The 15,646-nt window shown below is 35.2% G+C and carries 14 protein-coding genes, 1 tRNA gene and 1 riboswitch; of the genes, 8 read left to right on the top strand and 7 right to left on the bottom strand.

Annotated elements, in window-relative coordinates:
- Positions 1–14 precede the first annotated feature (14 nt).
- The 7 genes from VIO64_RS05210 to VIO64_RS05180 all read right to left on the bottom strand — a co-directional run bounded on the left by VIO64_RS05210 (position 15) and on the right by VIO64_RS05180 (position 7,313).
- Entirely contained in the window at positions 15–1,862 is a 1,848-nt protein-coding gene (locus tag VIO64_RS05210) for a dockerin type I domain-containing protein (protein WP_331915867.1), read from the bottom strand.
- Between the two features lie 162 nt (positions 1,863–2,024).
- Complete coding sequence (sugE, locus tag VIO64_RS05205) at positions 2,025–2,342, bottom strand: quaternary ammonium compound efflux SMR transporter SugE (protein ID WP_331915865.1); 318 nt, start codon at positions 2,340–2,342, stop codon at positions 2,025–2,027.
- Between the two features lie 38 nt (positions 2,343–2,380).
- Positions 2,381–2,662, bottom strand: a complete 282-nt coding sequence (locus VIO64_RS05200; RefSeq protein WP_331915863.1) for a hypothetical protein — start codon at positions 2,660–2,662, stop codon at positions 2,381–2,383.
- A gap of 87 nt (positions 2,663–2,749) precedes the next feature.
- Entirely contained in the window at positions 2,750–3,214 is a 465-nt protein-coding gene (locus VIO64_RS05195) for a flavodoxin family protein (RefSeq protein ID WP_331915861.1), read from the bottom strand.
- A 270-nt stretch (positions 3,215–3,484) separates the two neighbouring features.
- Complete coding sequence (locus tag VIO64_RS05190; protein WP_331915859.1) at positions 3,485–5,149, bottom strand: hypothetical protein; 1,665 nt, start codon at positions 5,147–5,149, stop codon at positions 3,485–3,487.
- 116 nt (positions 5,150–5,265) lie between these two features.
- Positions 5,266–6,630 carry a HAMP domain-containing sensor histidine kinase gene (locus VIO64_RS05185; protein ID WP_331915857.1) on the bottom strand — a complete coding sequence of 455 codons (1,365 nt, stop codon included), beginning with the start codon at positions 6,628–6,630 and terminating at the stop codon, positions 5,266–5,268.
- Positions 6,627–7,313: a response regulator transcription factor gene (locus tag VIO64_RS05180; protein WP_331915855.1), complete on the bottom strand. Its 687-nt coding sequence runs from the start codon at positions 7,311–7,313 to the stop codon at positions 6,627–6,629. The genes VIO64_RS05185 and VIO64_RS05180 overlap by 4 nt, the downstream gene beginning before the upstream one ends.
- Positions 7,314–7,542: 229 nt before the next feature.
- Positions 7,543–7,629, top strand: a riboswitch (cyclic di-GMP riboswitch).
- Between the two features lie 118 nt (positions 7,630–7,747).
- On the opposite strand from VIO64_RS05180, the gene VIO64_RS05175 reads away from it, so the two are divergent.
- The 8 genes from VIO64_RS05175 to VIO64_RS05140 all read left to right on the top strand — a co-directional run bounded on the left by VIO64_RS05175 (position 7,748) and on the right by VIO64_RS05140 (position 15,250).
- Positions 7,748–9,376: a bifunctional diguanylate cyclase/phosphohydrolase gene (locus VIO64_RS05175; RefSeq protein WP_331915853.1), complete on the top strand. Its 1,629-nt coding sequence runs from the start codon at positions 7,748–7,750 to the stop codon at positions 9,374–9,376.
- 274 nt (positions 9,377–9,650) lie between these two features.
- Positions 9,651–10,541, top strand: a complete 891-nt coding sequence (locus tag VIO64_RS05170; RefSeq protein ID WP_331915851.1) for an SPFH domain-containing protein — start codon at positions 9,651–9,653, stop codon at positions 10,539–10,541.
- Positions 10,542–10,555: 14 nt separating this feature from the next.
- Positions 10,556–10,744 carry an Arc family DNA binding domain-containing protein gene (locus VIO64_RS05165; protein WP_331915849.1) on the top strand — a complete coding sequence of 63 codons (189 nt, stop codon included), beginning with the start codon at positions 10,556–10,558 and terminating at the stop codon, positions 10,742–10,744.
- A gap of 59 nt (positions 10,745–10,803) precedes the next feature.
- On the top strand, positions 10,804–11,448 hold the full coding sequence (locus VIO64_RS05160; protein ID WP_331915847.1) for a GOLPH3/VPS74 family protein: 645 nt from the start codon (positions 10,804–10,806) through the stop codon (positions 11,446–11,448).
- A 78-nt stretch (positions 11,449–11,526) separates the two neighbouring features.
- Positions 11,527–11,613: transfer RNA gene (locus tag VIO64_RS05155), tRNA-Leu, on the top strand.
- 581 nt (positions 11,614–12,194) lie between these two features.
- Positions 12,195–13,448 (top strand): hypothetical protein, encoded by a 1,254-nt coding sequence (locus VIO64_RS05150; protein WP_331915845.1) that lies wholly within the window; start codon positions 12,195–12,197, stop codon positions 13,446–13,448.
- Between the two features lie 59 nt (positions 13,449–13,507).
- Positions 13,508–14,191, top strand: coding sequence for a C39 family peptidase (locus VIO64_RS05145; RefSeq protein WP_331915843.1), 684 nt, complete (start codon positions 13,508–13,510; stop codon positions 14,189–14,191).
- Positions 14,192–14,305: 114 nt separating this feature from the next.
- Complete coding sequence (locus VIO64_RS05140; RefSeq protein WP_331915841.1) at positions 14,306–15,250, top strand: dockerin type I domain-containing protein; 945 nt, start codon at positions 14,306–14,308, stop codon at positions 15,248–15,250.
- Positions 15,251–15,646: the final 396 nt, after the last annotated feature.

Genomic DNA, 15,646 nt, shown 5'->3' with positions numbered 1-15,646 from the left:
ACCCTCTCACAAATTTATTGCTTTTTTGTAATATTTATAAAATATTTCATATCAACTCCATAGGAAGAATCAAATATTACTGTTGTAGTTCCTGCAGATAGAGCCTTAAAAGTCCAGGTACTCCGTGCAAAAGCATCAGGGTAAGGTATCGTTCCGGTTGTTTTTGATACAAATTTAATATTGCTGTCGCCACTTACGACTTTATATATCCAGGTTATACCCGCAATGCCGCCTTCATTTAAAGCTATTTGAATATTGTCATCAACCTTGGCACTTATATATTCCATATACATAATTGAAGGCTCTGGATAATCGCTCTCTAGTCTGTTAAAGTTTTTAGCAACAATTATTACATCCATCATATTTACTACATTATCATCATTCAAATCAGCAGCTTCATTAAACAGAGCATCGTTAACCGTGTTATTGAAGGCTTTTGCAATGCCCATGATATCGCTCATATTTATGCTTCCATCAGCATTAACATCTCCTGAATACATGAATATCGGCTGTTCAATTGAGCCAACTTCGGTGTCTTCAATAAATGCTATATATGGTACTGTATTGGTCAGGTAGCCTGGTTTGGTTACCTTTATAGTATACTCTATATTATGGCTTCTTTCAGGTAGATCATTAAATTCATAGTACCCAAGTGGATTTGTTAATACCGATATGCCTAAACTAGGTATCTCGACCTTAAACCCTGCATAAGAGCTTTTGTTACTACCCTCGGGCTCAGGTTTTATAAACCCGCATAATTTAAACTTTTTTGCCGCAGTTGGCGTCGGTATGGGTGAAACTGTTGGCGTGATGGATGATATAGGTAGCATAAACCTTCCTTTCTCATGCAATCCATAGTTGTTTATGGTATATGTAATAAGAAAAACACCGCCTGTTTCAGTCTTTTGCTCTATTGTTTCTGCCCATTCTTCCCCCACCGCCACAGTTCTCCATGCACCATTCATAAAGAAATGCACCGTAAGGTTACTGTCAAAATAATATAGCCCTTCATAAGCATAGGTATTATATGCATTGAGTCTGGTAGCCGCACCTCCTCCGGCTGTTCCGGTTATACTTGTTCCCGAGCCTATGATTACATTGGTATTGGCATTATAGTTGGCAACTTCTATATAGCTGGTTAACATTTTATTTGCGGCCGAATATGTGTAAGTCGGGAAATCTATCATCATTCCAGGCCCCACATTCCCCCTGCCTTCCTTGTAAATGTGGGCATCTACGAACAGGAACTGATTCTTATTTATAGTTGGATATCCGGATATTGGGGATACAGGTACATCTGTGCATGGCATGGATACTACAGGAGTCGGCGGTGGTGCCGTTGGAGTTGTGGGTGCCGGAGATGCTGTGCTTGGAGTGCCAGGTGTTTGTATTGGCGGCTCAGGTGTTGACGTTACCGGTGTAGGTGGTCCGTAATCATAACACTTGATGGACATGATGTACTGGGATTTTTCATACGTATCATCCCCTGCAAACCTCACAGCAATAGTAGCTGTATAGGTTGCATTCCTATCCGCATGTGCTACATAAAATACATTTTGTGAAATACCATCTTCGTTAGTCGTGGTGGTTCTATTCTCAACATAGACTGACTGTGCATCCCATGTAATGGGTTTGTTCTTCAATGGATTCCCATTAATATCACTCAAAGATATTGTTAATCCCTGTGCACCAGCTAAAGTAGGCCCCACAGGTACATTTATTGGGTTTGTCCACGTTATTGCAGTCGATATTTTGGCAGATACAGAATTCTCTTCGCCTGATACTACCAACGGTACACTTAGCATCAATATGACTGTCAGCATTAGAACTATTCCCTTCTTGAATTTTAGATCAAGTCTCATTGATATTCCCCCTTTAAAAACATTTATAAATTTATATTTCCTATAAGATTTACAATAACAACGCGTCAACAATGCTTTACTAAGTATATTTTTATTATATATAAACCTTCCAAAATTTACAATACTATGTTGAAATTTTACTGTACGAAACCAATCTGTCAATCAGACTGTAGTCATCTTTAATCCAATAATTCCTGCAAGAATCAAAGATAGAAATATAACCCTAGATATGTTTAGCGGCTCGCTAAAAAGCAATATTCCCAGAATTACAGAGCCTAAAGCACCAATGCCTGTCCAAATAGCATATGCAGTCCCTAAAGGAAGTGTCTTTATAGATATTGATAATAAATAAAAACTTATCACCATTCCCCCAAACGTAACCAGTGATGGGAACAGCTTAGTAAATCCTTGAGAATACTTGAGCCCAATCGCCCAAACAACCTCAAAAATCCCTGCAATAATAAGATATATCCAAGCCATGTATTCACCCTTTTCCATATAATAACTAGTGCATTTTCCTAGATATTTAGATAACAATTAACACAGAAAACCTGACCTTCTCCACTATCCTTCGAAGCCTGGGATAATTCCTTATTACACTTGGAGCAATATATTTTGATTGTCTCCTCTGGCTCATCATCTGATATATACTTGGAGCAAGATAGTTCACATTCACCTGCTTCACATTGCAAGCAATCTTCCGAAGGATACCCGAATTCACACTCATATTCCAATATGGCACCATCTTCGTTTATAATTCCCTTTAAATTTATGCAACTGCTGCAAATACACTGTTTCATTTAAATCCCCTTTTCTAAATTAATCTTTTAATAGCAACCATGACATCATAATAGTATTATTATAAATTTAGTGTTTTATTATAAGTATCACACTCTTCCAAACCTATCTACCACTTCTTCAATCATAGCTTCACGTTGCTTGTGAGACCAGTTCACAATACCTGTTTCATATACACTGCCACCTTTGGATTGGCAAGCTTTTTTCATCTTATTTATAGCGTTGTTTCCTCCTAAAAGCTTGAAGCGTAGCTGCTGTGTTACAAAACAGCCTATTTTCTTGCCTTGCAACGAAGGTACCTGCGACAAATAGAGTTTCATTATTGGAGAAAGGGAAAAAGCCCAAACAGGAGCACCAAAAATAAGCACATCATATGTCTTTGTATCCGGTATGTCCTTTAACACAACATTCCTTGCTTCTTTTGGATCCCCGTTTACTGCTGTGACCTGCTCAAGGTTTACTATATGTCCTGATGCCGTAAGCTTCTCCTTAAGTTTCTGTGCAACAGAAAGTGTGTTGCCAGTATATGAGTGAATTATAATTCCGATTTTCATAGCTGCCTCCTCCATTTGTTATGAATTAATAATAATTATATATTATCACCATTATCATTATTTGTCAGTTTTAATCTCAAAAACCCAGGGTCCTTTCATTATTGTGTACATTTCACTGAATTCAAAAAATCACTCTTATATAATACTACAAATAAATACCGTCATTTCTCCAAAAAGTATCTACAGAGATTTTCCTTCCATATCTGAACAATAAATAAAAGGCCGACTCGTAAGTTTGAGCCAGCCCTCTTTGATAACAACTCCAATCTATTAAATTTGATTATTTCTATATTTTTCAACCAAATCTGTAAGCTTATAATTGCTTCTTTCAACTACATCCATGAAACCCTTTATTACTTCTGCAAAGCTGTCACCGGGATTACTTGCAGCAAATTCTTTATATACAGCCCGTGTCTTCTCAGCCATCATCTTAGTATCATAACTGAAAAGAGGTGTATTATTGCATCCGAACAGCGAGAAAATCACATACTTTTTGTACAATTCCTTTACATCGTTCTGCTTTGCCGAATCCTTAAACCTGTTAATGAATTCACCTTGTACCTGTGCCCTTCTAAGTACTTCATCAAAACCTATTACAAGTGCTGCATCCTTTGCCGGAACCTTATTGGATTCTGTTGCCATAATATCTACATATTCCTTCAAATCGAGAGTCAGATATGGTTTATATTTTTTATAAAATTCATAGTTTATTGTGGGGAAGAACATTCCTTCTGCTGTCTCAACACGATATCCGCCGGCTTTTGTTTCATCCAGCAGCTTTTTTAATACGCTGTCCTTGGTTTCATAGATTTTATTAATATCAAAGTCTTTACTGTATTCTTTACCAAATTTTACCTGAATGTCACCTTTATAATACTTTTCTTCCAGCTTGGGCAGATAAGCCTTTTGAGCCTTTTCAAATTCAATCGCCATCAATACCGCATCTGAAGTGGAAACAAACTCGATATTTCCGTCGACGAATTTTGCTACATCAGATATACTGGATGACTTTGCTATAATGCCCTTAAAATCACTCATTATTTTATTTTTATCCTGGCCGTTTTTCCCTTGGTTTTCTCCTGATGATCTTTTAATGCTCATCAATACATTTTGCTTGTAGCCGTTGGTTGTATATTCAAGCTCAACCCTATCACCTGTTTTTAAAGCCAGCTTATCAAAACCCGGTCTTACTTGTTCGGAAAACCTGAATGCTGCCGCTTCTTCTTCGCCTGAAGACTTTATAATCTTGATTTCAATGCTATTGCCATCTATAAGCCCTGTATATATTCCCATTCCTTTTTGGATATCTCCGTCTTTAACTGTAGTAGTTGATGTGCTAGACGGTTGAGTATTTCTGGAGTCAGTATTTTTCGCATCACTTCCGCCCTTTGACCCTGATATAAAATAGTTCTGGGCTTTTTGTTTTACTATCTCCTCCAATTCAGCAGAATTGGTTCTGGTGAGTATTTTTTCTTGATATTCCTTAGGAAACAGCTCTTTAATAGACGATGCATACTGTTCTCCATCCTTTGGTGCCTTATAATCAAGAACGGTATATTTATTATCCCTGTCCACACTCATGATTAACACAAGAGGGATACTAAGTCCTGCCCCATTTTCCAGCTTCCCGTCGGTGTATTTATATTCCTGCTGGACGCTCCAAATATAGGCATATGTTTTGCTATCCTTTATTTCATGTCCGTAAAGTTCATGGGCTTCAAAAACAACACCTCCTATAGCCTTAAAATCAAACTTCTGTTCAAGATAGGTGCTGATTGCATCATCAATGTTGTCCTGTTTGTTGGATTGCTTGGGGTTTTTATCTTCCACAACAGCAACTTTATCAACTTCCATTTGGGGTACCGAGGTTATATCTCCGCAAGCAGTACTTAATAGAAAAACTGTAGATACTAAAATTAAAGCTTTCTTTTTCATATAGTCCATCCCCTTTTCACTGTAGAATCTTCTTATACTTGATTACAATTACTTTTAATCAAGCATCAATTAATCTTGTTATTTATATTCTAACAGCAGTTTTTCTCCAAACAGTTTCAAGGTTGTAACGAAATTGTAACGATTGTTCCTTCTCCCTCAGGGCTATCAATATCAAGCTTTCCTCCATGAGCATCAATAATTTCCATACATATTGAAAGTCCCAAACCATTTCCTCCAAGTTTCCTGCTTCTTGATTTATCAACTCTATAAAATGGTTCTGTAATGCTTTTTATATCATCCTTTGGTATCCCTATCCCGTTATCCCTTATCTCAATAAAAACACCCTGTTCCCTCCAAAGCTTTAATTTAACAAGAGAACCTTCGGAATACTTTATTGCATTATCTATAATATTTATTACCACTTGTTTGATCTTTTCCCCATCCACTCTAGCCCTAATATCCTCTAGCTGATAATCAATCCCTATACCAAACTTTCCAGCCCTATCCCTCATCAGCTCTACAGCTTTAATAATAACATTCTTTAAATCTGTTTCCTTTTTCGTGACAGAAAACTCATACTGATTGAGCTGGGACAGATCAAGAAGGTTATTTACCATATTTAAAAGTCTTTTGCTTTCGTCTATTATATAGGTATAATATTTTTTGCGTTGTTCCTCTTCATTTACTCTGCCTGAAAGATCTGCATACCCAATAATATTTGTAAGAGGAGTTCTTATTTCATGAGTTACACTATCGATAAACTTCTTCTGTTTTTGCTGTTCATCTGTAAGCCTGTCAATCATATCTTTGATATTTCTGCCCATGTCATTAAAGGAATGAGCCAGTTTTTCTATTTCATCTCCGGTTTTTACCCCGCCTATCTCATTGAAATTACCCTTTGAATATTCCTTTGTTGTAAGGGTTAGCTTTTCTAAAGGCTTAATCATCCTGTATGAGAAAAGATAACTTAAAACTAGCGACACCGAAAGAGCAAAAACAAGCAGGATAACGAGGGTTATCTGAAGGTTTCTTTTCATACTGTCCGCTTGGTAAAGTGAATACTCCAAGCTAACAGTTCCTATTACTGAACCTTTAACTATGATTGGAAAAGCCATCAGCAGCTTCCTGTTTGGGCTTTCCGAACTAATCAAGTAGACTTTTTTGCCTTCAAGTGCATTCTTCTGCATTTCATTGGCAGAAGCTTTGTCACTGCCTGAAATCTCCACACCACAGCCCGATTGCAGCCTCAGTTTTTCTTCAAGTGAATTAATGTTAAGTTCTAATGAGACATGGGGTTTTTCACTGATCTTAAGGTATTCTGTAAGATATTGCTCTGTAAATTTGCTTTGACTTAAAACGTACTGGTATGAAGTATATAGATTAAAGTTATCAATTGTCCTTATAATTATGATTCCGCTAACAAGCAATATTGCTACAATAATAAACATATTCATGGAGATAACCTTGAGTCTCAGTTTCATTTTATTGGCTCCTTATACCTATATCCTATTCCAAAAACAGTTTCAATGCAGCCGCTGTATTTTCCTAGCTTTTTCCTAAGACGCTGTATATGAATATCGACCGTCCTCGAATCTCCAAGATAATCATACCCCCACACAGTGTCAAGAAGCTGCTCTCTTGTAAAAACCCTCTGTACATTGTTGGCAAAAATGAGAAGCAGTTCAAACTCTGTTGGGGTAAGATCCAGTTCTTTACCAGCCGCAAGTGCTATTCTGGTCTGCTCGTTAAGACTTATTATCTTGTTACCTGAACTTTTTTCATTACCAATATGCTGTATGGAAACTTTCTCAAAGCGGCGTATGACAGCCTTTATTCTTGCAACAAGCTCTCTGCTATCAAAGGGCTTTATAATATAATCATCCGCCCCCATCTCGAGCCCTACAAGCTTATCTGATATATCGCTTTTAGCAGTCAGCATAATAACTGCAGTGCCTGTCCCCTGAAGGCACTTACATACATGAAACCCATCAAGCCTGGGCATCATCACATCAAGCACAACCAGATCGGGCTTGTAGCCGTCACAAATTTCAAGGGCAGAGACACCATCATGGCATACCTTTGTATCAAAACCCTCCAGCTTGAGATTTTGCTCTATAAGGTTTGCTATTAGCTCATCATCATCTACTATTAATATTTTATGCACCTTTCAATCCTCCAGCTATTTTGAATTATCAATCACACAAATTATTATATCATATAGTATAGTTGTGATTAAAAGCACACAAAAATTCAAAGGTCTTTTTGGCTTTTAAATTATTTTGTATATATGTAATTTTTTGTGGAAAATCATTAAAGGTTTATGATATAATTATTTTATTGGTTTTTAAAAAATTACAATTAATATTAAAGTTACCATTTATATATAAACTTAAACCATGATAAGGCAAACCTATTGAAAGGTAGGGACGCAAAGCCATGAATCTGTGACATTTTATTGTTATGATAGTCAGGCTGCCGGGTTTTTAACCTAAAGGGCTTGAATTTTGTTTCTTGCCTTTTTATTTTTGCCAATCAATTATTCTTATCAAAGTAAGATGTATTTACTAAAGTTCGTACTATTTATAACTGGGTGATAATATGACCGAAATAAATATTCCTGCGGATTTTCTCATGAAGCATTCCTCATGGGATTGTGGAAAACAGACTCTTTTGCGAAGGCTGTTTAAGAATAACAAGTATATAATTGTTCCAATACTATTCTATTTGGGAGTTGTATCCTACGGCTTATGGGGATTTTTTACCAGCAACCGTTCTACCTTTGCCCTTTGTAGTTCTTTAGTCTTTATGCTTTCTTCAATCATATCCAATGTACTTCATCCTAAGTCAAAACTCAGATTAATTTTCGCATGTACCTGTATAGCTTCTATCCTCATTACTATAGCAATGTTCACGGTAGATACAATTTATGTAATTGCCATAGGCTTTTTTATTCCCGTTTTTGCACAATATTTGTTTCGAGACTTTGTTTTTTCAAATCTAACTGGAATTATTATTGCTTTTATTTTTCTGACCCGCAGAATTCATGAATCCACACATGTTATTACCGTATATATATCAGGTATAATTATCGTCAGTGCACTATATTCTTTAGTGTTTTACCTTATAATAAACATAAAGAGCGAGAGGGATAAGTACCACAAAGTAAGCATGATGGATTCATTGACAGGTCTGTACAACTTAAACAGCATAATTGAAATCGGACAGGACATGCTGAATAAGCAATATAATGTATCATTAATGGTCATTGATATGGATCATTTTAAGCACATTAACGATACATATGGCCATATGACAGGAAACAAAGCTCTTGTATTCATTTCAGCCCTAATAAAAAAATGCCTTGAAGGCCTTAGCTATACAATGGGACGATTGGGGGGAGATGAATTTATAATTTTAATCAAGGACCTGGATTTGGTTAAGGAGCGTAATCTCAATGAAAAATTACGCAATACATTAAAAACCAGCATTTTTATATCTGATCCCAATGCACATCCTATTAGATTATCTTGTTCTACAGGTATAGCACACTCAAGAAATGAATCCGAAAAGAAAATCGAAATACTTCTTCATCGTGCAGACATGAGAATGTATGAAAACAAATATGGAAGATTTCAAATTGATATAGGATTGGAAGCTGGAAGTGAACTGCTTCCTGAACGCTGTCTTCAAGTAATCAATGCTATGAAAGAAAAGGACATGTACACTTTTATTCATTCCAGATTTGTTGCAAACTTTGCTAAAACTTTGGGAAATGCATTGAATCTTCCAAAGGCTTTTGTCCAGGATTTATATATCGCAGGCTGGATCCACGATCTTGGGAAACTTTTTATTTCATCGGAAATTCTCCGCAAACAGTCATCACTGACAAAGGCGGAGTATGAAATTGTTAAGAATCATGTTACTGACTGCATTTGCCTAATAGAAATATTCGAAATATCCAGTACTGTCAAAAATGCGGTCAAGTATCATCATGAGCGTTATGATGGTAAAGGATATCCTTTTGCAATGTCAGATAAAGACTTACCGCTTGAAGGAAAGATACTGGCAATAGCTGATATGTTCTCTGCTCTAACTGTCAAGCACGTATATAAAGATTCTCTTTCGTTTAAAAGTGCTGTTAATGAACTTAAGAACTGCAGAGGAAAACAGCTGGATCCCAAGCTGGTTGATGTGTTTCTCAAATGTCTTAATAAAACCATAGTATAATCAAAAAATATAATCAAAAAAGCCTTTTAGAATAGCTTCTTAATCAATCTCTATTAAAAAACCTTATCTATTATATTTAAAAACATAGAAATAAACGGAGAAATTGATCTTGATGGTACTATTTGCAAAGAAACTTATAATTTTAGCCTCTATGACATTTTTTGATAAAAAACAGACCAAAACCAGGTTTATTTTTTTATATAAAAATGTTATACTTATAATATAAAAGTGATATCAAAATAATATCATAAATTAAATTAAAGGGGCGAGGAAAATGAAAGAATTAAACAAGGAAGTGTCATCAGGTCTATTAATGTTTTTTGTAGACATCTTAATGCTCTTAGCATCTATCGGGGGTGTAGTCTTGGGGATAATAAAGACTAACACAGATCCTTCACCACTTTCCGTAGGGTCAATAATAGGCGGTGCTGTATTGTTTGTAGTATGGTGCATTTTTACAGGTGGATTTTTTACTCTTCAGCCAAACGAAGCTGCTGTGCTTATTCTGTTCGGCGAATACAGAGGAACTGTTAAAAAGCCAGGCTGGCACTTTGCAAATCCATTCTTCACAAAGAAGAAAATTTCGCTTCGTTCAAGAAACCTAAACGGTGACAAGCTTAAGGTTAATGACGAAGCAGGTAACCCTATTGAAATTGCTGCTGTTATTGTATGGAGAGTTGAAAACACATTTCAGGCAGTATTTGATGTTGAAAACTATGTTGACTATGTAAAAGTGCAAAGTGAGTCTGCTATAAGACACATTGCAGGAATGTACCCTTATGACATAACCGACCAAACCCATAATATCTCCTTAAGAGGCAGTGCCGATGAAGTTTCCGAATCGTTAAAGAATGAGCTTCAGGAAAGACTCGGTAAAGCCGGAGTTATAGTTGAAGAGGCTAGGCTCAGCCACTTGGCATACTCTCCTGAAATTGCAGCTGCAATGTTGCAACGTCAACAGGCGTCAGCTATAATTGCAGCAAGACAGAAAATTGTTGAAGGTGCTGTAGGGATGGTAAGAATGGCTCTTGATAAGCTTAATGAAGATGGAATAGTTGAACTTGATGAAGAAAGAAAGGCAGCTATGGTTAGCAATCTTCTGGTTGTACTGTGTGGTGAACGTTCAACCCAGCCGGTAATTAATACAGGAACACTTCATAATTAAGGTTGTGATTAAAAATGGCAGAAAAAAAGACCGTACTATTAAGGCTAAATCCCAAAACATGGGAAGAGTTAAGCAAGTGGGCCGAGGAAGAATTCAGGTCAATAAACGGCCAGATTGAGTTCATATTGCATGAAGCAATCATAAAGAGGCGGAAAGTAAAACCCGCCTCTTTAGAGGATGAAAAAGAAGCTAATAAAACTTAGTGTAAGGCAATAAATTGGTGTTAATAATACCTACCATGCTTTGATCGGGAGTGGTTTTTATGTTAAATATGGCAGAAAAAATTATTTTACTGACTTTGGATAATACTAGCGGAAAAACCTTCGCTAAGGCTACCTACTTAAAAAGATATGGACTTTCGGCAGCACTATTATTCGAGCTAATGGACAGAAAAAAGATTCAACTGCAAGGAAAAAACCTCATTGCAGTTGATGAATCTCCAACCGGTTATGACATTCTTGATAAGGCCTTTGAGGTAATCAAAAAATCAAAAAAACTTAACAGGTGGATATTTAGTAATGTAGCATTTAAATCCAATATAAGAAAGGAAATTCTAAAGTCCTTTATCGATAGTGGCATAGTAAAAGAAGAGGAAAAAAGGTTCCTTGGCTTTATTCCCTTAAAAAGGTATCCTATAACCAATGAATTCGAGAAAAGAAATGCAGAGATGGAGATTAGGAATGTGCTGCTTGAGGAAAAAAACGATACCTTTTCTTCAGTTTTTTTATCAAGCATAGTTGTTGCCTGCAGGGCAGAAAGCCTTATACTTACAAAAGAAGAGAAGAAGAAAATAGCCGGTAATCTAAAACTGATAGCAAAGGGTAAATACTATAAAGCCGATGATGAGTTTTTATTGAATACGGTAAAAGCAATAAATATGGCTATATCTTCCGAGTCTGCCGGATAATTTTTTCAAATAGGTATTGCTTTTTTTTTCACCAGGTGGTATACTATTTTAGCAAAGTTAAGTTTGCAAAGTAAATATGCCGAAGTGGTGAAATTGGCAGACGCACTGGACTCAAAATCCAGCGATAGTGATATCATGTCGGTTCGAGTCCGACCTTCGGCACCAAGTAAATTAAAGGGTTTCAGTTAATAACTGAGACCCTTGATTTTTTTTTGCATCAATTTTGCTACCAATTTTTTTGTTTTATTAGTATAGTATATATTCAGCCAGTATAGAGAAACACTATAGTTTACCATAAGAAATCCAGCGTAGGTAACTATATGTTGGTTCGAGTCCCACCTTCGTCACCAAGGGTTAAGAAGATTTTCAATTCTCTTAAACCCTTTTATTTTACCTCTTTTTCTACAACCTATCTATTTCTCTACCGAAAACTTTTATAAACATTTCTGGCATGGCTCATAGAGTCAATCCTCTACATATAATTTCAATATTATTTTTTCCAAACAGCTTTGAATCTGCCTTGTACGCTCCTTTGTCGTATGAGAAACACACCTTAATAAAAATTTTTTTATATCAGTGAGATAGCTTTTAATTGTCATTATATAATCCATATATCAATAAATTCGGGATAATTTTTCCCTGCTAATAAAATTGTAAATTGAAAGAAGGTGAATTAAATGTAAAAAGCAATAATTGCATGTCAAGTTAACAAATTACTAAATTTTATCAAGGAGGGTCCAATAATTATGAAGAACAGTTTGTTTTTAAAAAAGCTATGTACATCAATCTTTTTCACAGCAATTATTTTACTTTGTTATTGGGTTATAGCAAATGCTGCCATACTCGAAGACGAATCAAATGGTGGAAATAATACAATGAGTGCAGCAAATATACTTCCCAGGAATTATTTAAATCAATTAGTTAAAGGAAGTATTGGCACTTCCCAAGACATAGACTATTTCAAGTTTACTCCTACCACAGATATAAATCTTTCATTTGATTTATCTGCAGATTTTGCCGGATATAAAACAAACGTAGAAATATATCAACAAGGGCTGGTCAACAGGTGCAATTACGGAAATGTTCGATATGATTATTCTGTAAAGAAGAATACATTAAAATTGCTTTACAGTTTTAAAGCTAATAATACGTATTATATTTATATTTCTAATAACAACTCCGGTTTTTTCGGATATAATTATGAATTTGTTTTAACTGAAACCAGCTATGAATGCGAACCCAATGACACACTTGGTTCAGCTATTGGCAATCCTTTCTATATGATTACTATGGGTACTATTAACGGTGAAAACGATGTTGATTATTATTCGTTTATTCCCTCAAATAGTGGAGGATATACTTTTGATATATCAGACTCTTTTAACGGCCAATATCTACAAAGTTATTTATATGATAAGGATTCCAATTTAATTGATGGAGGAATTGGAGCAACTAAATTGATTGGAGACAGCCTTAAAGCTGGACAAATCTATTATATAAAAATATGCCCAAACGGTTCAAATGGAATATCATATGGAATAGTGGCAAAGTTTTTAAGACCTCAATATGATGAGGTTGAAGCCAACAATAGCTTTAATTTGGCTTGTCCACTATCGAATGATTACTACAAATTGAATAATGCAAACTTAAGCAGTTCAAGCGACTTGGATTTTTACAAATTCATCCCTGAGTCAAATGGGAAATATACTATTGAATCAAAAGAGACATTGAATACTTTGGGGCAGCTATACAATAGCAGCATGGAGTTGATCACATCCAATGATGATGATGGAGATGCATCCAACTTTAAAATTAGCAACTATAGCTTTACAGCCGGTCAGACATATTATTTAAAAGTCTCAGGAACTACAACAGGTGATTACAAGCTAAAGATAACTCCTCCCGAAACTGTTGGAATCGATATGGAGGGCAACTCTTTATCAACTTCAAAACAGTTTACAGGCGGTTTGTATAGTGGTGCTATAAATAAAGTGATATAGACTTTTTAACATTTACTGTACCTACAAGCGGTATCTATACAATTGAAAGTACAAGTTATATGGATTTAGATGGTGCTATTTATAATAAAGACAAGCAGCTTCTTACATATGATGAATATGATTATGATGATATTGAAGATGTCAGATTTTGCATGTATTTAAATGCCAATGAGAATTACTATTTGGAAGTTAGTCCTGCAAATGGAGTTACAGGAAACTATAAAATCAGTGTGACATCAGGTAGGACGTTAAATGTCCCCAAATACAACCAGCTTCCATATACTAATTTATGTTGGGCTAATTCGGCTGCCATGATTATTTCTTACTATAAAAACGATACTCAAAACCGTGCTCTAGATATAGCCAAAAATAGTAAAAACAGCAATTTACCATATGTTTTCAATGATGGCTCATCTCCTCAACCAATAGTAGATGCCGTCCGTAATTATGTGGGACCGTCCTATAGTTTAAATCAACTTACATCAGTCTCTGATGCTGATAAGTTTACTTTTGAAATGGTTAAAGCATGTATAGATAAGAGTAATCCTTTAGTTTATTATCTCAAATGGAAACTTGTTTGGGGTTCACATTTCCATGTTATAGTTGGCTATAAATCACAAAATGGTACTGATTATATTATATATAATGATCCCCTCGATGGTAAGCAACATATGATGACCTTTGATCTTTATAGAAATAATGCTGAATGGGGATATTATTGTTCTTATGCACTTCAGAATTAAAACTATCACTAAATACGACTTACAGCGATTATTTAAGAACATATCATTAAATTAATCATTACACTAATTAAAAAGAAGGAGGAAAAAACAAATGAAAAAAACAAAAAGATTATTATGCTGTTGATGACAGTAATAATGCTTAGCCAGATTTTTTTCAGTTCAAGTATGTCATTTGGGGCACAGTTAGTAGGAGATATAAATAATGACTCAGTAGTAAACATGCAGGACGTTTTGATTATTGCAAAAGCATTTAACACAACTAAAGGTCAACCTTATTATGATTTGACATGTGATTTGAATAATGATGGTATGATTAATATGGGTGACATATTAAAGCTTGCCGTTAATTTTAATAAATCCTCTGATGATTATCCAACATCTGATGACCAACCTGCCAATGTGACATATGAATACGATGGTGTGGATGGTGAATATATATATTGCAATAATCCTGAAGGAATAAATAATACAACTCATTATTTAGCTGATCATGGAGAAGTCATTTACAAGACTAAAACACACGGAAAAAGATATGCCACAGTATTTATGCAGCATTTAGGAGGTGAAGGGGTAGGACGTCTGAAGTTTGGTGTTTTACTTACTAATAGTAATCCTGGTTCGGTAAATATCAGAATATCAAATCAGATGTTTGGAGGTATGAAACAACTTAACCCAAACAATACTCCTACTACTACAGTAGATTATCAGAATATTACAAGGACGAATGATTACCGTAAATACTTTGGGGGTACAATCAATAATCCTATTGATGTATATGGAGATGTTATCGATGGTAAGTTAGATACAAAAATAAAATCAGGTTATAACGGAACAACAGATATAACAATACCTAGTAGCAAGAGTATCTGGTTGATGGGTGGACCATCAACAGTAGAAGAATTTTTCAATGAAGGTAAAATGGAAATGGGATTTGTAAACGGAATGGCAAAATTTGAAAAGCTCACAAATTTAGAATTGGACGTAAAAGTTGTTGCATACACATCCTCAAACATAAATGCTGTAAAGACCGCTGAAAAATATCCAGGATGGACCTGGTGATTTCCAGAATCAGTTATGTATATGTTCCCAACCTTGTCAAATATTATCCCATACGGCTGGTAAAAAGTGGGGTTTATCCCTTTGAGACTTATGTTGCAGAAAGCCTCTGGACTTATTTTGTAAATCTCTTCACTATATACTGATGTTTGACATAGAATTATTATGCATATTATTAATGACAAGAATCTTATGAATCCTTTGTTTAACTTCACTTTTATCTTCTCCTTGCAAATTATGATGAACCTCTAACCGGTAAAATTGTACTTTCCTACCAAGTTAATATTGATATTAACATTTTTTCTTATTCTATTCAACTGTTTCATACCGCTAAACGTTGATCTCCCATTAAATATATTAACTACATTTTCCTTCTACCCTTCTTATGAAATTTTACGT

Source organism: Pseudobacteroides sp., assembly GCF_036567765.1.
In the GTDB taxonomy this organism is placed as follows: domain Bacteria; phylum Bacillota; class Clostridia; order Acetivibrionales; family DSM-2933; genus Pseudobacteroides.
The sequence above is the reverse complement of the archived record's forward strand: the minus strand, read 5'-3'. Positions and strand labels throughout refer to the sequence as shown.